This window comes from Maricaulis parjimensis (genome assembly GCF_016817355.1).
GTDB classification, from domain to species: domain Bacteria; phylum Pseudomonadota; class Alphaproteobacteria; order Caulobacterales; family Maricaulaceae; genus Maricaulis; species Maricaulis parjimensis.
Genome location: NZ_JADOTT010000012.1, coordinates 8,724 through 25,446, shown reverse-complemented (window position 1 = coordinate 25,446; position 16,723 = coordinate 8,724). Strand labels below are relative to the sequence as shown.

Genomic DNA, 16,723 nt, shown 5'->3' with positions numbered 1-16,723 from the left:
AGGCCTTGCCCTGCGGCACTAGCAGAGCGAGCATGGCGTCATGAAGCGCTTGTCTCGTGTCCTGCCGGTCCTTCTGGCCATGCCTGTCCTGGCGTCCTGCATTTCCTCGCCGCCTGAGGAAGAGCCGGTATCTGCCTATGGGGCCTTCCTGGCCGCCCGCTATGCGGGCGTGAACCGGGATGCCCACGGTGCCGCAGAGTATTATATCGAAGCGCTCGATCGAATGCCCGGCAATGCCGTGCTGACCGATCGGGCCTTCATTACCTCGGTCATCGCCGGTGATCTCGACCGTGCGGCCGAGCTGTCGATTGAGGCCTCCCAAGCTGGCGACCCCAGCCGGCTGGCGACGCTCTATCATGCCTCTGACCTGATTGCGCACCGCAACTATGCTGCGGCTCTGGAAGTGCTTGAGGCCGGCCCGGAATACGGCCCGTACAATGCCTTTTTCTCCAACATATTGAGACAGTGGGCACTGGTTGGTGATGGCCGGGCCGATGAAGCCCTGGCGGGTGCCAATGAGTTGCGGGCGCCGGGCTTCCTGTCGCCGCACCTCTGGCTGCACAAGGCCATGCTGTTTGATGCGGCGGGCGAAAGCGAAGCGGCCGAGGCCGGCTATCGCTCGGCGGTTTTTACCTCGACCTTCCGCCGTCTGGCGACGGAGATGTATGGCGACTTCCTGCAGCGCGAAGGGCGCCGGGATGACGCGATCGACCTCTATGACAATTATCTGCGTGATGATCCGGGCGAGGCGAGTATCGCCCAGGCGCGTGACGCTGCGATGAACGGTGCCCGGGCGCCGCGTCTTCCCGCCATTCCGGCCCTGGCGGCACGGGCGGTGCTGGGCCCGACGGCAGACCTGGCCGCGCAGGCCGATATGGACCTGACCATTGTCTATATGCGCATGGTCCAGCGCATGGATCCGCAATTGGCTCCCCTGCATGTCGTGCTGGCTGGGTCGCTGGACCGGATCGGTCTGCATGATCTGGCGCTGGCGGAGTATGCCTCGGTCTCGGACGGACCTTTCCATTTGGGCGCCCAGATCGATCGTATCGTGCTCTTGGCCACGCTGGGGCGGATGGATGCAGCCTATGGCGCGTCGCGTCAGCTGGCGGAGACGACCGGTGAACCGGAAGCCATGCTGCTCTATGCCGACATGGCGCGGATATTCAGCGATTGCGGGATAGCGGTGGATGTCTATCGCGAGGCGATTGCCCTGAATCGGGAGCGCGGCCGGCCGGAAGACTGGCGCTATCATTATTTCCTCGCTTCCTGCGAAGTCGTGCTGGATGACTGGGCTTCGGCGGAAGCGGCCTATCTGGAAGCGCTCGATATCGCACCAAACCAACCCGTGGTGCTGAACGATCTCGGCTATATGTGGATCGAGCGCGGTGAGCGGATTGAGCAAGCGTTCGACATGGTTTCCCGGGCCGCTCAGATGGATCCGGACAATGGCAATGTGATCGACAGCCTGGGCTGGGCCTATTACCAGCTGGGACAGTACGAACTGGCCGTGCAGGAGTTGGAACGGGCGGCCGAACTCAATCCGGGCAGCGCCACAGCCAATCTCCACCTGGGTGATGCCTATTGGCAGGTAGGCCGCCAGCTGGAAGCCGGTTTCCAGTGGCGTCGGGCGGCGGATCTCAATCCGACCGCGCAACAGCAGGCCGACATCGCCTATCGGCTCGAACATGGTCAGCCTCCACTACAGGCGCCGCAAATGGCGGAACGCGCCGAGAATACCGTCGGCCAGGACGGGGCGGACAGGCCGTGAACCCGGCTGAAATTTCGGAATTCGCACCGGCCAAGGTGAACCTGACCCTGCGGGTCGGGCGGGCGCGCGCCGATGGCTATCATCCGCTCGACAGTCTCGTCGTGTTCGCCGACTGGGGGGATGAAATACGGGTGAAACCGAGCCCGGCCTTCTTGCTCTCCATGTCCGGTGAACCGTCGCGAGGGTTGGAAGGGGGCGGGGATAATCTCGTCCTGCGGGCGGCGATGACCCTGCAACGTGTCGCCGGGGTCTCCGAGGCTGCGGCGATCCATCTGCACAAGCGTATACCGCTGGCGGCCGGCCTGGGTGGCGGATCCGCTGATGCCGCGGCAACCCTGCGGGCGCTGAACCGGCTCTGGAAGCTCGACTGGCCGCTGGACCGGCTGGCCCAGCTGGGCCTGGAGCTCGGCGCTGATGTCCCGGCCTGTGTCTTTTCGCGTCCCTTGCGCATGCGCGGTATCGGAGAATGGATCGAGATGGTGGAGACGGTGCCGGAGCTTCCCGCCGTGATCGTCAATCCGGGCGTCGCCGTGCCCACTGGGCCGGTGTTCAAATCCTATGATGCGTCCGATCCGCCCGCATTGTCGGAACGCGGTTTCTGGCAGGGCGACCTGATCGACTGGTTGTGTGAGCAAAGCAATGATCTGGAAGCGCCGGCCATCGTCCGCGAAAGCGTGATCGGTGACACGCTGGACTGGCTGAATGCCCAGGACGGCGCTCTGCTGGCGCGCATGACCGGGTCCGGCGCGAGCTGTTTTGCCCTGTTTGAAACCGAGGATCAGGCGAAGGCGGCTGCGGCCCTGTTTCCGAAAATGGCGGAAGCCGTGTGGCTGGGGCCAGCCTCGTGACGGGGCTGACCCTGCCGTCGGGTCTGGCCTTCATCGTGGCGCTCATCGTGGCGCGGCTGGTCATGGCTGCAGGCATTCTTGATCATCCCAATACACGGTCCAGCCATTCTGCGCCGACGCCGCGGGGCGGGGGATTGGGCATGTTGGCCGGAGCCCTGGCCGGCTGGGCGATCTTGCCGATAGCCAGTCCGGCGGAAGCCGCCGCGCTTTCCGGCATCGCGATCTGTGGCGTGCTGGCCGGGGGGCTGGGCCTGCTGGATGATCTCTTCACCCTGTCGGAACGCCTCAAATTCGTGGTCCTCCTGGCCGTCTCCTTCGCCTTGTCGGCGATGACCGGGCCGGTCGTGACCTTGGGCCTGGGGTTAGAGCTGCCCTGGCTGGTGGGCCTGGCGGGTTCGGCCCTGTTTGTCTTCACGACGGCCAATGCGGTGAACTTCATGGATGGTTCGGACGGGCTGATCGTGGCTTGCCTCATCCCGGCCTGTCTGGCGCTGGGGGTGATGACCGGCTCGCCTGTGGCGGTCATCCTGGCGGCGGGTCTGGCCGGATTTGCCGTCTGGAATGCACCTTTGATGCGCGAGCGGGGCCGGTTGTTCAGCGGAGATGTCGGCTCGCTGGGCGTGTCCGTTCTGTTCGCGGGCCTGGCTCTGGACTGGGCGGGCGAGGCCACACCGGGTTCGGCCTGGCTGGTGGCCCTGTTGCTGCTGCCCCTGCTGGGGGATGTGCTTTTGACCATGGGCGCGCGTGTGAAGGCGGGACGCTCGCCCTTTGTGGCGCACCGGGCCCATGCCTACCAATTACTGATCCGTACCGGGACGAGCCACCGCAAGGTCGCCCTGCTTTGGGGCGGGATGAGCCTGGCGTGTGGCGTGCTGGCCTTGATCGGATCCGCCCTGCCGGCAGGCGGGCAGGTGGCCGTTTTCGTCATCTCTGTAGCAGCCTTCACCCTGATCCATCATCGCATTCGCAACCGCGCGCGGACGCAATTGGACGATGTCTATCAATAATAGCCGGGGATGGCCGGGCGGGGATTAGTAGGCGCGCTCGACCACGAAATCGGCGAGATCGGCCAGGGCTTCGCGCCAGGGATTGGCCTCGAAGATCTCCAGCGCCTCGCGGGCCTGGCGGGCATGGGTGCGGGCCTGTTCCAGCGTGTCTTCCAGTGCATTGTGCTTGGCCATATAGGCCAGCGCCTGGTCGAAATCGGCCTCGGTCTGTTCGGTACGCGCAATCGTGCGCTCCCAGAAATCCCGTTCTTCGCCGCTCGCCGCCTGAAGGCAGAGGGCGACGGGCAGGGTGACCTTGCCTTCGCGGAAGTCATCGCCGACCGATTTGCCCAGCTTGGCGGCTGCGCCACCATAATCCAGCGCGTCATCGACCAGCTGGAAGGCCAGGCCGAGTTCGCGACCATAGGTGCGCAGCGCCGTTTCTTCCGTTTCCGAGCGTCCGGCGACGATGCCGGCCACCTCGGCAGCTGCCGCGAAGAGGGCCGCCGTCTTGGCGTCGATGATCTGGTTATAGGTCTCCACCGAGGTGGAAATGTCTTTCACGGCGGAGAGCTGGCGGACCTCGCCCTCGGCGATCGTGGAGGCGGCATTGGACAGAACGCCCAACGCCTTCATCGAGCCGGCTTCCACCATGAGGGTGAAGGAGCGGGCAAAGAGGAAATCGCCGACCAGCACGCTGGAGGCATTGTTCCAGACCAGATTGGCGGCGACCTTGCCGCGACGCATGCCGCTTTCATCGACGACATCATCATGCAGCAGGGTGGCAGTGTGGATGAATTCCACGGCGGCCGCCAGCTGTAGCGGGGCTTTCTCGGAACAGCCGATCATGTTGGCGGCAGCCACGGTGATCATCGGGCGGACGCGCTTGCCACCGGCCTCGATGAGGTAGCGGGCGAGTTCCGGGATCAGTTCGACATGACTGTCCAGCCGCTCGAGAATGAGCGCGTCGACCTTGCGCATGTCATCATAGGCCATCGCCGCCAGGCGTTCGGCGGCATTGGCCCCGTCCGGTTCCGGCTTGGCCAGCATGTCGACTCTCACGGTGCTGTCCACGCCAGCACTCCTCTTGCAGCCCTGTGAATTGACCGAGACAATAGAAACCCGGACACCCTGCGGCAAGCGGCCCGCGCGGTGACGAAACAGCACAGGGATGACATCGGCGTGAAGGACATTCTGAAAACCCCCGATCCGGTCAAACTCTCTTTTGCCCGATCCGTGCTGAATGATGCCGGGATCGAGAATTTCGTCTTCGATGAAGGCATGGCCTCCATGTATGGCGGCGGCATTGATTTCGTGGAGAAACGCTTGGCCGTGGTGGACGAGGATGCCGCGGAGGCCAAGCGCCTCCTGGCTGAAGCCTTCCGCGATGCCGAGGCCGAATGAGCGAGCCTGACACGCCGGCACCGGAAACCACGCTGGACACGCTGCTGGACGGGCAGGTGCGCCTGCACCAGTTCGCCGACGGATATCGCGCCGGCATGGATGCGGTCCTGCTGGCTGCGGCGCTGGAGGCAAGGCCGGGCGAGCATGTGGTGGAGTTCGGCTGCGGGGCGGGCGCGGTTCTCCTGTGTGCGGCGAAGCGGTTGGAGGGTGTGAGCTTCACCGGGCATGAGAAGGATCCTAATGCCGTTTCCCTGGCCGTGGATAATATTGCCCTGAACGGTCTGGCCGACCGGGTGGAGATCCAGGCTGGCGATATCGCCCAGCTGCGCCAGAACCACAGCGCTGACCAGGTGGTCTTCAACCCGCCCTTCTTCGACGACCCCAAAGCCCTGCGCACACCCAAGCCGGGCAAGCAGGCGGCCTGGCTGTCCGGTTCGGCCCCGCTAGGCGTCTGGGTGCAGGCGGCAGCCCGGGCCCTGAAGGCCAAGGGCCGGCTGACCCTGATCCATCGCGCCGACAAACTGGCCGATATCCTCGCCGCGCTGGACAAGAGTTTCGGCTCCGTCGTCATCAAGCCTATCCAGTCCCGTTCAGGCCAGCCGGCCAAGCGCATCCTCGTGACCGCCCGGATCGGCGGCCGGGCCCCGCTTCAGTTGCTGGCTCCGCTGGTTCTGCATGAGGGCGAGGGCTTCACGCCAGAGGCCGATGCGTTGATGCGCGGACGGGCCGTACTGGCGATGGGCGGTTAGGCTCTCGCCACAAGCTTGGGTTTTTCGCAGCCGCGGATCAGCAAATAGAGACAGAAGACGATTTCCGACACGGCGGTGGGCGCGATGAGCAGGTCGCTGATCTGGGCTTGCATCATCGGGGCGAGCAGGGCGAGGAAAGTGTCGGCGAGATATCCCACACCGGACACCAATGGCAGGACGGCCAGCCAGCGCGGGAAATGCGCCGAGCGCCAGAGCAGGGCGGACAGGCACAGACAGGACGCGCCGAAGAAGACCAGGGCGAAACGGTAGCCATCGCCATGCCAGTCCATCGCGGCCAGCGTGCCAGCCGGATCAAGCGCGGCCAGATCGACCGCCGCCTGCATGTGCAGGAGATTGGCACCGAGCACGGCGGCCTGGGCGAGGCGGAAGAAGGCGGCCATCAGGGCCAGGGTCTCGCTGACCGGGCGCAGGAGTTTCCAGAACAGGACGCCGACCACGACATCGGCCAGGATCATGACGAGATCGGCGGCGATCCCCAGCCGCATCAAGCCCTCGAACTCGACGATGTTCGCGGCCAGGCCCTCGGCATCGCCGTGCGAATACACGGCACCGCGCACGAAGAGTTCGGCAAACAATCCGCACAGGATGATGACGAGATAGGCCAGGCCGGTCAGGCGGGCGGTGGGGCGCAGGGTCGGGGTTTCAGACATGATATCCGGCAGGCTTTCTCTTGAGGGGGAGGGTGGGCAGGCTCAGGGCGCGAGCTGTTCCAGGATCCAGGCTTCCGCTTCGTCATAGGAGCGGAAAAAAAAACGCATTGTGCCGCCATTGGCCTGGATGATGTCTGTTGCCTGCGACAATTGGGATTCCTGGCCATTGCGGGTGATGACGGCGACCGGGATGGGGCCGAATTTGCGGGCCATGCCGCGCTGGGCGATGTTGAACTCGGTCTCATCCATTGAGTATTCCGCCCGGCGAAGATCGGCCAGTATGCCGCGCACCTCATGGCGCGCCATGGTCTGTTCGAAGGCGTTGAGCGCACCCGGCGTGTTCTCATTCGTCCGTTCGCCGCTGGCCCGGAAGCGCAGCAGGCCATTGTCTTCGATCTGGAAATCGGACAGGCCGAGAGAGAGCATGGGCGATGTCATGCTTGCAGTCTGCCTCGTCTCGGGCCTGCCCGGCAAGCTGGCGCGTGTCCGGCAAACCCCCGTCTTCGCCCGGATTTTGCCTTCGACCCGCCCATTTGGTGGATTACATGACAGGCTGGCCCGGCCTAGTCTGGGGTCGATCATCGGGGGAGATATCATGGTTCCATCCTTTCATTCCGGTCTTGCATCCGCCTGCAGCGCAGCCGCGTTCGGCCTCGCTGTGACCGCAGCGCCGGCCTTGGCGCAGGGCAAGCCTGACCCGGGACCCGGCCCGGCACCCAACCCGATCCCGGCCGAGTGCGATCTCAGCCATGAGGTGGCGTGGGGCGGGGATGCGGCGAGCGGGCTGGTCGCCACGGCCCAGACCTGGTGCACGCCGGACGACATGGTCTGGGCCCGCCTCACCGTGTCCAGTGCCGACGGGAGGGTGCGCCATGAGGCGAACTATCCCGTCGACGAAGTCATGCTCCTTGCCTGGCCGGGCGAGAACGGGCTGGCCGGCGGTCTGGAGACCTGGTTGGCTGATTTCGCCCATCTCGACACCACCGCCCATCTGCCCCGCATGACAGATGAATTTCCCTTCTACCCGGCCGAAGACCTCACCGAGGCCGACATCGACGCCCTGCGCGACCAGGACCTGCCCATGGCCTGTTATGTCCAGGGCATGGAAAGCGCCAATTGCCTGATCCGCGAGGGAGAGGGCGTGCGCGAAATCGGGCTCTGGCTGTTTCCGGGCTAGGGCGCTTATTGCCCTTCCGGCATGAATTGCCGGAAATACCAGGCGCGGGCCCAGCCGGGGCCGGGGTGCGGGGCGTCGGGGTCGACGCGTGTGCCGATTTCGGGATGGGCGGCGAGGAGGGCGGCCTCCTGGCGGTCCCAGGGATCGCGGCTGTCCGCGCTCGGTAGCCAGTCGGGCAGGGGCACGGTCGCCAGATCCACCGCGCCATCATGGACCAGGCCGAACAGGCCGCCGGGATGGTTCCAGCGTTCGATGTTGGGCGCGATGTGGAAACGAGCCCACTGCCGGTCGATCTTGAGCTGGATGCTCGTCCTCAATTCGGCCGCTTCAGCCTCCTCGTCTTCGGAAGGTTCATGGGTGCCATCGGTCGGAGTGTGTGCCGGTCTCATTCTGTCTTTCCTTTTCTCACTGCCCACAGCGGGCAGGCCGGAAAGCGCCACGCGCTTGCGCGCTGGCGGTATGAGGGGTGCGGGACACGGGTTGGCGTCGTCGCTTTGATAATTTGGGTGACACCCACCGGTGTCCCGCACGCGAAGATTTCCTCCCGCCTCGCAACGGGTATTCAAGACCAGGTGATACTGGAGCCAAACCTCGGCACTCTTGGACCCCCTGATAGCCGCTTGTCTGAGCCGGGGGTCAATCCGGCCGCCTCAAGCGCTCCGCTCCCCCAACACCCCCGACCTGACCGGGCCGGGCCTCGAGTGGTGCTGAGGCGAGGGGGAGACTACGCGAGGCGGTTGGGGGTGGGGATAAGTCAGCGCCGGATTCGAAACCCTCTCCCCTGGGGAGAGGGTGGCGCGCATGCGCCGGGAGAGGGGGGCATCCCGGTGCTTGCGGGTAATCGCGAAGACCTCGACGATCCCCCTCATCCGCCGCTTCGGGGCACCTTCTCCCCGGGGAGAAGGGGTGGGCTCTGATCCTCCTCCCCATCCAATGGGGAAGAAAGACCGACTCACCGCAGCCGGCCCGTCCGGTAGAGCCGCGCCGTCAGCAGGACCAGGACAAACTCCGTGACCAGCGAGGCATAGCCGGCCAGACCGGTAAAAAGCCCCTCCCAGGTGAGCCAGACCCACACGCCGACATGTATCGCCATGCCCAGGATGACGCCCCAGAGGGCCAGGCGCCGGCGCAGACTCAGCAGCACGAAGGCGAGGATATTGATGGATTGGTGGACGAGCATGGCGGCGGCCATGCCGTCAGGCTGGCGGGAAACGAAAACCCGTGTGTCCGGGACCGGCAGAGGCAGGACGACCCAATCGAATTTGACCAGCCAGATGGCGGCACTCCAATAGAGATACCAGAGGGTCAGCCCCGCCAGGATCAACTGGACCGGCCAAACGCCCGCCGGGCGTTTTCCCTGTGTGTGTTGTGTCATGCCCGACGCTCCCCAAAGCGTGGGGGCATTATGCGCTGGAAGGGGGGATTGAGGAAGGGTTTGGAGCGGGATGGGGTGTTGGGTGGGAGTGGGTTGGAGGCGGGGTTTGCCCGAAAACACCGAGCTTCACCCCTTCCGTCTCGTCGCTTCGCGACGATCCACCTTCCCCATCAAGGGGAAGGATGGCGGTAAATGAAAGTTTAGCGCCTCACGAGAGACCGTAACTCATCGAGTTTTTCTGCGCCAATCTTGTGGATCATTCTGTGGCAGTTCGGGCAGAGTAACGCGAAGTCCCGCATGATATCGAACGTAACATTGTCACCGTCTGCGATCCTGAAAAGTGGGCAGAGGTGGTGTGCTTCTAGGATGCTGACCGTGTTTCCATCTTCTACGCGGCCAAGGTTGTAGAAATCAGCCGTTGTCTTGCCGCAGGCTGCGCACTCGGGCTTATGGCGCTTCTTGACCTCTGAAGAGTGTTTTGCGTTGCGTTCCGCTCGCCTGTGAAGTCGGTAGCTTTTTTGGTAGTCGAGTGATCCTTTCATGCCGTCTTCATCGGCATCTTGAGCGATTGTGTCGTCTGCGTCCCAACCTCCTCGCCGAGCCAACATTCGATAAAGCCTTATAGACTCTTTGAAGTCAGAAATGAGTTCGTCGTTTTCTGGCAACTTAGCCGTATCGTAGACCGCTCCTACGACAACCGATGCTTCATATAGATCGGCTCGCCAGCCACTCGCATTCAGGTCCATTTCGATTTGGCGCAGGCGTCCCAAATCACCTTTGATACGTTTTCGCATCAGTTCCGCGCGTCGCCTCAGTTCTTGCCGAGTTTCTGGAATGCCGGATTCATCTTTTAGCCGAGTGCAGCCTTGTCCCAAGACTAAGTACAGCCGTTCGCAACCATGGCTGAGCAGGTAAACAAGGTAGAAACCTTCCTGCGTTGAAGTGGTAACTGCCCTATCCAAGACCGAAACCCAGGGTGTTTTTGTCCAGTCGCCCTGTCCTGCGCTTCCCTCTATCGAATAGCGGCCGTCGTCGCGGAGAATATCTTGAAGCGCTCGGGGCACATCGGTTTCCACGATGTCCTTTTCAGGCGCTCCCGTGAAGCTTCCATCGCGCCAGCCCGGGTTCCGGGGATAGGCGTAAGCCCATTTTTGAAGTGCATCTCTCATGGGCGCACATTGGCGGATGTGATCGCAAATTCAAGTTGTTGTCGCTACCTACTCCTCTTTCAATTTCAAAATCTCATTCCCCCTACGCGCTAAAACGCTTCGGAGGACAGGCCCGCTTTAGTCGGCCTTCAACTTCAAAATCTCATCCCGCAGCTTCGCCGCCGTCTCAAACTCCAGATCTGCCGCCGCTTCGCGCATCTGCTTCTCCAGCTCGGCGATGACGGCGGTGATATTCTCGCCGCCCTCAAAGCTCGCCTGAGCGCCATCGGACACGCCTTTCGGTTTCCCGCTCGACTTCTTGCCGCGGCCCTTCGAAGCAACACCACGCCCCTTGGCCTGGCTCTCCATCACTTCTTCCAGGATGTCGCTGATCCCTCTTGTGATGGTTTTCGGCGTGATGCCGTGTTCTTCGTTATAGGCGATCTGCTTGTCCCGGCGCCGTGTGGTTTCGTCCATGGCGCGTTGCATGGAGCCGGTGATGCGGTCGGCATAGAGGATGACTTTTGAGTCGGCGTTTCTCGCGGCGCGGCCGATGGTCTGGACGAGGCTGGTTTCGGAGCGGAGGAAGCCTTCCTTGTCGGCGTCGAGAATGGCGACGAGGCCGCATTCGGGGATGTCGAGGCCTTCGCGCAGGAGGTTGATGCCGACGAGGATGTCATAGACGCCGAGGCGGAGGTCGCGGATCAGTTCGATGCGTTCCACCGTGTCGACATCGGAGTGCATGTAGCGGACCTTGAGGCCCTGCTCGTGCATGTATTCGGTGAGATCCTCGGCCATGCGCTTGGTCAGCGTGGTGATGAGGGTGCGATAGCCGTTTTCGGCGGCCTTGCGGGCCTCGTCGATGACATCATCGACCTGGGAGGCGCCATCGGCGGCGACGGGGCGGACCTCGACGGGCGGGTCGATCAGGCCGGTGGGGCGGATCACCTGTTCGGTGAAGACGCCGCCGGTCTGGTTGAGTTCCCAGGGGCCGGGCGTGGCCGAGACGGCGATGGTCTGCGGGCGCATCGCGTCCCATTCCTCGAATTTGAGGGGACGGTTGTCCAGGCAGGAGGGCAGGCGGAAGCCGTGATCGGCCAGCGTCTTCTTGCGGTTATAGTCACCCTTGTACATGGCGCCGAGCTGCGGGATGGAGACATGGCTCTCATCGGCGAAGACGAGGGCATCCTCCGGCAGGTATTCGAACAGGGTGGGCGGCGGCTCGCCCGGCTTGCGGCCGGTCAGGTAGCGGGAATAGTTCTCGATGCCGGCGCAGGAGCCGGTCGCCTCCATCATTTCCAGATCGAACTCGGTGCGCTGTTGCAGGCGCTGGGCTTCCAGCAGCTTGCCCTCGGCCTCCATCCAGGTAAGGCGCTCTTTCAGCTCTTTCTTGATCTGGACGACGGCCTGGTTGAGCGTCGGCTTGGGCGTGACATAGTGGGAGTTGGCGTAGAATTTCACGCTCTTGAGATCGGTGATCGCCTTGCCGGTGAGCGGATCAAACTCGGTGATCTGCTCGACCTCGTCACCGAAGAAGGTGAGGCGCCAGGCGCGGTCATCATAGTGGGCCGGGAAGACTTCCAGATTGTCGCCGCGCAGGCGGAAGGTTCCGCGGATGAAGGCGGCGTCATTGCGCGTGTATTGCAGATCGACCAGCTGGCGCATGACCTGGCGCGGATCGATCTCGTCGCCCGGCTTCACCTCGAAGGTCATCGCCGTATAGGTCTCCACCGAGCCGATACCGTAAATGCAGGAGACCGAGGCGACGATGATCACGTCATCGCGTTCCAGGATGGAGCGCGTGGCAGCGTGGCGCATCCGGTCGATCGCCTCATTGATGGAGCTTTCCTTCTCGATATAGGTGTCCGTGCGCGGCACATAGGCCTCGGGCATGTAATAGTCGTAGTAGGAGACGAAATACTCGACCGCATTGTTCGGGAAGAAGCTCTTGAACTCGCCATAGAGCTGGGCGGCGAGCGTCTTGTTGGGGGCGAGGATCAGGGCCGGGCGCTGCACCGCCTCGATGATCTTGGCCATGGTGAAGGTCTTGCCCGTGCCGGTGGCGCCGAGCAGGACCTGGTCGCGCTCCTCCGATTCCAGGCCTTCCACGAGTTCCTTGATCGCCGAGGGCTGGTCGCCCATGGGCGTGTATTCGGACACGCACTGGAAGCGCAGCCCGCCCTCTGCCTTGTCCGGGCGCTCCGGGCGGTGCGGCGTCCACTCGCCCGCGGCCGACGGGACCATGTCCAGCACGAAGTCTTCCGGCGCGGTGAGCGTGTCGTCGAGGGTGAGCTTGGTCATGGGGGGAATATGCGGTCTCGCGGGCGCGGGGACCAGAGGTGTCACTGCGGGCCGGGCGGGGTCCTTGCCAGCGTTGTGTCAGGAGAACACGTCAAAAATGTCGTCATACGGAATCACTCGCCGCTCATCTGGCGTTAAACATGTTGGGCGTAGGGTGATCCTCGACTTTTGATGGAGGAGACCATGTCAGTCCCTGGCGATGCAGCAATCAATATTCTTCTGGTCGACGATAGCCGTCCGGTTCGAACCGTCCTGAAGACGCTGCTCTGTGGTCTCGGTGTCACGCGCATCTACGAAGCTGAAACGCGTGAGGAAGCTTTCATCATGGCGCGGGTTTGCCGCCCCGACCTAGCGATTATCGACTATGATCTCGGCCGGGAGACCGGTGTGGACCTGGTTCGCGCCTTCCGTGACGCGGCGCACAGCCCGATGCCGGAAATCCCGCTCATCCTGCTCTCGCCGACCGGCCAGGAACACCTGACCGCCGGAGCGCGCGAAGCCGGGGTGGACGCCATCCTGCCCAAGCCGGTGACGGCGCGGATGCTGGGTGACAAGATTGCCGAACTGACCGAGGGCGCGGCCCAGCAAACGGTCGATGAGGTGGAGCGTAAACAGGCCTGACTGGCCACCCGGTAAGCCGGGACAGAGTTCAGGTCGGTCTGGGGGAGACACGGTCGTGCTGAAAGGTATGCGCATCCTGATTGTCGAGGACATTCCGTCCATTCGAGATCTGGTCGCGCGCCTGCTCCAATCCCTGGGATGCCGCGATGTGCATGAGGCGGAAGACCTGACCTCGGCGCGCAAGAAGCTCGACCAGTTCGGCTATGACGCGGTCCTGCTGGACTATGAGCTGTCTGGTGAGAACGGTCTGAGATTGCTGCGCGGCCTGCGCAAGCAGACCTGGCACTTCAACCGCGATGTTCCCGTGATCGTCCTGACAGGGCATGCCGGAGCGGAGCTGATCGAAAGCGCGGTGGCCGCCGGGGCCAATGCCTATCTCGTCAAACCTGTCATGCCGGACCGGCTGGGGCAGCGCATTCTGGATGTGCGGCAAAAGACCGGCTGGACGCGCCCCGCCGTCGGTTCCGTTCCGTCCGAACCGGACAGTGATGACATTGAGTGGATCGACTGACCCGCTCTAGCCGTCCTGCTCCGGCAGGCCGGTACGCGGCATGGCCGCCTCGCTCTCCCATTGATCCGGAAAGATCAGCCCGTCCGTGTCAAAGCCGCGATCGCGCAGGCTCTGCAGGCGTTCCTCGATGAGCGCCGGGTCGGGCCGGGGCGTGCGGGACAGCATCCACAGATAGCGGCCGGCGGGTTCCGAGACGAGGGCCCAGGAATAATCCTCCGCCAGATCGATCACCCAGTAATCCCCGTAGAAGGGCCCGAAAAAGCTCACCTCAAGGCGGGAGGTGTCAGACGGGTCGGGCAGGCGGGCGCGGCCATTGGCGATGTCGAGCGGTCCGTCCAGCCCGTTCTTCCAGCAGCGATTGATGACCCGGATCCGGTCCTCGCCCTGGCGTTCGTAGAAGGCTGTCACCCCGTGGCAATCGCGCTCGAAACTGTGGTCGGCGCGGAAAATTTCGAACCAGAGCCCGGCATAGCGGTCCAGATCGATCGGGCCGACGGTCTGCGGCGGCGTGTCCCCGGCGAGCCGGTCACGCGGGCTTTCCATGCAGGCGGTCAGGGCAAGGGCGGGCAGGATGAGCGCAAGGCGGGTCAGAAAACGCATGACATGTCTCCGGTCGGGTGGGGGCTGAGATAGGTGGGTCGGCGGGCAAGTCCAGAGTGCGTGTGCTTGGATAAACGTCAGGATTGCTGTTAACTTCCCTGCAATCTGCGCGGGGAGGGTAATATGAGCGAGACTTATGCGGAGGCGGATGAGTTTGATCCCGATCTTATCCAGTCCTTCTTTCACCGGGCGGGCCAGCGGCCAGATCCGGCGGCGAAACTGATGGCCAGCCTGCTCCGGGAAATATTCGCCATGGAGCAATTCGCCCGGACGCGGGGCATTGTCATTCCCGACTCCGTCCGGAGCGATTTGCCGGCCTTGCTGGAGCTTTTGTCGGACAAGGGCGATGACGGGGAAGCCCTGGATCTCGATGATGACGACGTGCAGGGAGGGACTGATGCGGATCGATCGTGACACGCTGCGTCTGGCCATGAAGGTGCATCGGGAATTGTCCGATGCCATCGCGCCGGCGACTCCCGGGACAATTGAGGCGAGCCAGCTGAGCCGGAACTGGGTGCTGCAGGTGATCGGCGGAACGGGCGGTATAGCCCTGGTCTTGCTGGTCATCCTGACCGCTTGGCCGCAATTGGGCGCCTGGCTGGCCTTTGGCACGGACTCCGCGGATCCGACGCTGAAACGCGTGCTCGGCGCGATCCTGGGGGCGACGCTTTTCGCGCTGTGGAGCGCGCGGACCTATATCCGCGACGGCACGTTCAAGAAGCAATATTACCAATACTACCTCCACCGTTTCGTGCTGGGTATTTTCACCGGATTCCTGATCGGCGAGCTGGCCAGCACCAATGTGCAGCTGCGCGAGGTGGCGGAGGGGTATGGTGTGCTGGCGATTGCCATTGTCGGCGGATTTGCGGCGGAGGCCGTGATCCAGATCCTGCAGCGGATTGCCGATATCCTTGTGGCCGCCATCCGCGGCAATGAATGGGAACAGGCGCGCACCCAGGCGGAGACCGAGACACGGCGCCGGCTGGGCGAGGCCGCGGCTCAGGTCCAGGACGCACTGGCGGAAACGGATGATGCGGCCCGCGAAGAAGCCCTGCGGGATGCGGTCAGCCGGATGCGCCAGCGCTGATCTGGCGCCTCACGCCTCGTCGTAGACGTCGGCCTCGATGACGGCGTCCATGCCGATCTCGATATAATCGCCCAGCATGGGGGCGCCGAGGAGATAGGTGGCGGTGGAACCGGTGCGGCGACGGCGGGCTTCGCGGACGGCACGGGGGAAGTCTTCCCCGTCAAAATCGCCGCGGCCGATCCAGTAGAGCGCAACGAGCTCGGCCTGGGCTTCCTCGTCCAGGCTTTCCAGCCAGTCCTCGATCTCTGTGCGGATTGGATCGATCTCGCCGGTCATCAGCGTTTCGACGGCGTCGGTTTCGGAGCTGTCCGGATCGCGGTCGAGCTCGAAATCCTCCACCTCTTCCTTGCTGTCATAGGCGCGGGCGCGAAGGATGAGTTTGCGGACAGTGTTCTCTGCAATGTTCATGACGACGTCCTTTCACGTCTGACGCGATGAACGGTACGCAACGGGGCAAGCCTAGCACGAAAGCGGCGGGCTGTGATCACACAAACCGGCTGCGGCATGGCGACGCGGATCGCCTGTCAGGCGAATTTCCCGGCACGCAGCCCCGCTCTCTCAAGACTTGGTTAAGGACGATTGGCGAGTATGGGGCCAGTGATTCACCCTTCGCCGCTCGCGAGACCCCATGTCCGGCAGCTTTGATCGTATCCGTGTCCTGATCGTTGAGGACAATGCGCACATGTCGACCATCCTGCGGACCATTCTGCAGGGCTTCGGTGTGCGGACGATCGTGGAAGTGCGCGACGCGGCCGACGCCTTCGAAACGATGCGCGATGTGAACCCGGACTTCGCCCTGGTCGATTACATGCTGGGTGATCTGAACGGGCTGGAATTCACCCGTCTTGTTCGCACGGCATCGGACAGCGCCAACAAGTATCTGCCCATCATCATGGTCACCGGCCACACCGACCGGTCCAAAGTGCTTGAGGCGATCAATGCCGGCGTGAACGAATACTTGGCCAAGCCGGTGCGCCCGGTGGATCTGTTCCACCGCATTACCGCGCTGATCGAGCGGCCGCGCCGCTTCATCAAGGCGTCCACCTATTTCGGCCCGGACCGCCGCCGCCGCCAGGATCCGCGTTTTGCAGGCCCGTGGCGCCGTTCGACGGATGATGAAAACTCGGCCACCGGCTGATCCGCGGTCCGTGCATCAGGCGTGTTTGAATACGGCCTGCGTCTCTTCCACCCTGCGGTACAATGAAAAGGCGATAACGGCCTCTTCGGCGCCAACGGCTTTTCGCTTGCGGATAATCGTCGCGAAGTCTGGATTATTGACCAGCAGGCCCGGCCCCATGCCCGTCAGCTCGCTTCGCGCGATCAGCGCGGTATCGCAGGCCAGTGGCAATCCGCATCCCGTCTGGCAGGACAGGGCATCGGCCCGTTCGAACAGGTCCAGCATCCCCCCCACTCGGCACAGCTTTCATCGGCAATGGCGCAGCTCACGCCCAAGGTCTGCAGCGCGGATTTCAGC

Annotated in this window: 21 protein-coding genes; 11 read left to right on the top strand and 10 right to left on the bottom strand. The window is 63.6% G+C overall.

What is annotated here, in order from left to right; all coding sequences use genetic code 11:
• The first annotated feature begins 40 nt into the window (after nt 1–40).
• Genes I0K07_RS15140 through I0K07_RS15130 form a run of 3 tightly spaced genes read left to right on the top strand, consistent with a single transcriptional unit; the run spans nt 41 to nt 3,626 of the window.
• Complete coding sequence (locus I0K07_RS15140; protein ID WP_203294921.1) at nt 41–1,771, top strand: tetratricopeptide repeat protein; 1,731 nt, start codon at nt 41–43, stop codon at nt 1,769–1,771.
• Nucleotides 1,768–2,619 (top strand): 4-(cytidine 5'-diphospho)-2-C-methyl-D-erythritol kinase, encoded by an 852-nt coding sequence (locus I0K07_RS15135; RefSeq protein ID WP_203294919.1) that lies wholly within the window; start codon nt 1,768–1,770, stop codon nt 2,617–2,619. Before I0K07_RS15140 ends, I0K07_RS15135 begins: the two co-directional genes overlap by 4 nt.
• Complete coding sequence (locus I0K07_RS15130) at nt 2,598–3,626, top strand: MraY family glycosyltransferase (protein ID WP_203294917.1); 1,029 nt, start codon at nt 2,598–2,600, stop codon at nt 3,624–3,626. Before I0K07_RS15135 ends, I0K07_RS15130 begins: the two co-directional genes overlap by 22 nt.
• Before the next feature lie 24 nt (nt 3,627–3,650).
• Here the strand turns inward: I0K07_RS15130 and I0K07_RS15125 are convergent, their stop codons facing one another.
• Nucleotides 3,651–4,655 (bottom strand): polyprenyl synthetase family protein, encoded by a 1,005-nt coding sequence (locus I0K07_RS15125; RefSeq protein ID WP_203294960.1) that lies wholly within the window; start codon nt 4,653–4,655, stop codon nt 3,651–3,653.
• Nucleotides 4,656–4,787: 132 nt separating this feature from the next.
• Between I0K07_RS15125 and I0K07_RS15120 the strand changes: the two genes are divergently transcribed.
• Nucleotides 4,788–5,009 (top strand): putative signal transducing protein, encoded by a 222-nt coding sequence (locus I0K07_RS15120; protein WP_203294915.1) that lies wholly within the window; start codon nt 4,788–4,790, stop codon nt 5,007–5,009.
• Nucleotides 5,006–5,758: a tRNA1(Val) (adenine(37)-N6)-methyltransferase gene (locus tag I0K07_RS15115; RefSeq protein WP_203294913.1), complete on the top strand. Its 753-nt coding sequence runs from the start codon at nt 5,006–5,008 to the stop codon at nt 5,756–5,758. Before I0K07_RS15120 ends, I0K07_RS15115 begins: the two co-directional genes overlap by 4 nt.
• Here the strand turns inward: I0K07_RS15115 and I0K07_RS15110 are convergent.
• On the bottom strand, nt 5,755–6,429 hold the full coding sequence (locus I0K07_RS15110) for a DUF4386 domain-containing protein (RefSeq protein WP_203294911.1): 675 nt from the start codon (nt 6,427–6,429) through the stop codon (nt 5,755–5,757). The genes I0K07_RS15115 and I0K07_RS15110 overlap by 4 nt on opposite strands.
• A gap of 42 nt (nt 6,430–6,471) precedes the next feature.
• Complete coding sequence (locus tag I0K07_RS15105; protein ID WP_203294909.1) at nt 6,472–6,867, bottom strand: hypothetical protein; 396 nt, start codon at nt 6,865–6,867, stop codon at nt 6,472–6,474.
• Between the two features lie 157 nt (nt 6,868–7,024).
• On the opposite strand from I0K07_RS15105, the gene I0K07_RS15100 reads away from it, so the two are divergent.
• Nucleotides 7,025–7,606 carry a hypothetical protein gene (locus I0K07_RS15100; RefSeq protein WP_203294907.1) on the top strand — a complete coding sequence of 194 codons (582 nt, stop codon included), beginning with the start codon at nt 7,025–7,027 and terminating at the stop codon, nt 7,604–7,606.
• A gap of 5 nt (nt 7,607–7,611) precedes the next feature.
• On the opposite strand, the gene I0K07_RS15095 is transcribed toward I0K07_RS15100, so the two are convergent.
• From I0K07_RS15095 to uvrB, 4 genes are all read right to left on the bottom strand, one after another.
• Entirely contained in the window at nt 7,612–7,995 is a 384-nt protein-coding gene (locus I0K07_RS15095; RefSeq protein ID WP_203294905.1) for a hypothetical protein, read from the bottom strand.
• Between the two features lie 563 nt (nt 7,996–8,558).
• Nucleotides 8,559–8,981 (bottom strand): hypothetical protein, encoded by a 423-nt coding sequence (locus I0K07_RS15090; RefSeq protein ID WP_203294902.1) that lies wholly within the window; start codon nt 8,979–8,981, stop codon nt 8,559–8,561.
• A gap of 200 nt (nt 8,982–9,181) precedes the next feature.
• Nucleotides 9,182–10,150 carry an MrcB family domain-containing protein gene (locus I0K07_RS15085; RefSeq protein WP_203294901.1) on the bottom strand — a complete coding sequence of 323 codons (969 nt, stop codon included), beginning with the start codon at nt 10,148–10,150 and terminating at the stop codon, nt 9,182–9,184.
• A 117-nt stretch (nt 10,151–10,267) separates the two neighbouring features.
• On the bottom strand, nt 10,268–12,373 hold the full coding sequence (gene uvrB, locus I0K07_RS15080) for an excinuclease ABC subunit UvrB (protein WP_420828494.1): 2,106 nt from the start codon (nt 12,371–12,373) through the stop codon (nt 10,268–10,270).
• A gap of 240 nt (nt 12,374–12,613) precedes the next feature.
• On the opposite strand from uvrB, the gene I0K07_RS15075 reads away from it, so the two are divergent.
• Entirely contained in the window at nt 12,614–13,051 is a 438-nt protein-coding gene (locus I0K07_RS15075) for a response regulator (RefSeq protein ID WP_203294897.1), read from the top strand.
• Nucleotides 13,052–13,106: 55 nt separating this feature from the next.
• Nucleotides 13,107–13,562 (top strand): response regulator, encoded by a 456-nt coding sequence (locus tag I0K07_RS15070; RefSeq protein WP_203294895.1) that lies wholly within the window; start codon nt 13,107–13,109, stop codon nt 13,560–13,562.
• A gap of 6 nt (nt 13,563–13,568) precedes the next feature.
• On the opposite strand, the gene I0K07_RS15065 is transcribed toward I0K07_RS15070, so the two are convergent.
• A complete protein-coding gene (locus I0K07_RS15065) occupies nt 13,569–14,162 on the bottom strand; it encodes a lipocalin family protein (protein WP_203294892.1) in 594 nt (197 codons plus the stop codon).
• Nucleotides 14,163–14,285: 123 nt separating this feature from the next.
• On the opposite strand from I0K07_RS15065, the gene I0K07_RS15060 reads away from it, so the two are divergent.
• Both I0K07_RS15060 and I0K07_RS15055 read left to right on the top strand, forming a co-directional pair.
• Nucleotides 14,286–14,576 carry a hypothetical protein gene (locus tag I0K07_RS15060; protein WP_203294890.1) on the top strand — a complete coding sequence of 97 codons (291 nt, stop codon included), beginning with the start codon at nt 14,286–14,288 and terminating at the stop codon, nt 14,574–14,576.
• Nucleotides 14,560–15,249, top strand: coding sequence for a hypothetical protein (locus I0K07_RS15055; RefSeq protein WP_203294887.1), 690 nt, complete (start codon nt 14,560–14,562; stop codon nt 15,247–15,249). The genes I0K07_RS15060 and I0K07_RS15055 overlap by 17 nt, the downstream gene beginning before the upstream one ends.
• Nucleotides 15,250–15,258: 9 nt before the next feature.
• Here I0K07_RS15055 and I0K07_RS15050 read toward each other — a convergent pair whose 3' ends face one another.
• The gene (locus tag I0K07_RS15050; protein ID WP_203294886.1) at nt 15,259–15,657 is read right to left on the bottom strand and encodes a DUF3775 domain-containing protein; all 399 of its coding nucleotides are present in this window, start codon (nt 15,655–15,657) and stop codon (nt 15,259–15,261) included.
• Nucleotides 15,658–15,877: 220 nt separating this feature from the next.
• Between I0K07_RS15050 and I0K07_RS15045 the strand changes: the two genes are divergently transcribed.
• Nucleotides 15,878–16,387, top strand: coding sequence for a response regulator (locus tag I0K07_RS15045; RefSeq protein WP_203294884.1), 510 nt, complete (start codon nt 15,878–15,880; stop codon nt 16,385–16,387).
• Between the two features lie 15 nt (nt 16,388–16,402).
• Here I0K07_RS15045 and I0K07_RS15040 read toward each other — a convergent pair whose 3' ends face one another.
• Nucleotides 16,403–16,651, bottom strand: a complete 249-nt coding sequence (locus I0K07_RS15040) for a hypothetical protein (protein ID WP_203294881.1) — start codon at nt 16,649–16,651, stop codon at nt 16,403–16,405.
• Between the last annotated feature and the right edge of the window lie 72 nt (nt 16,652–16,723).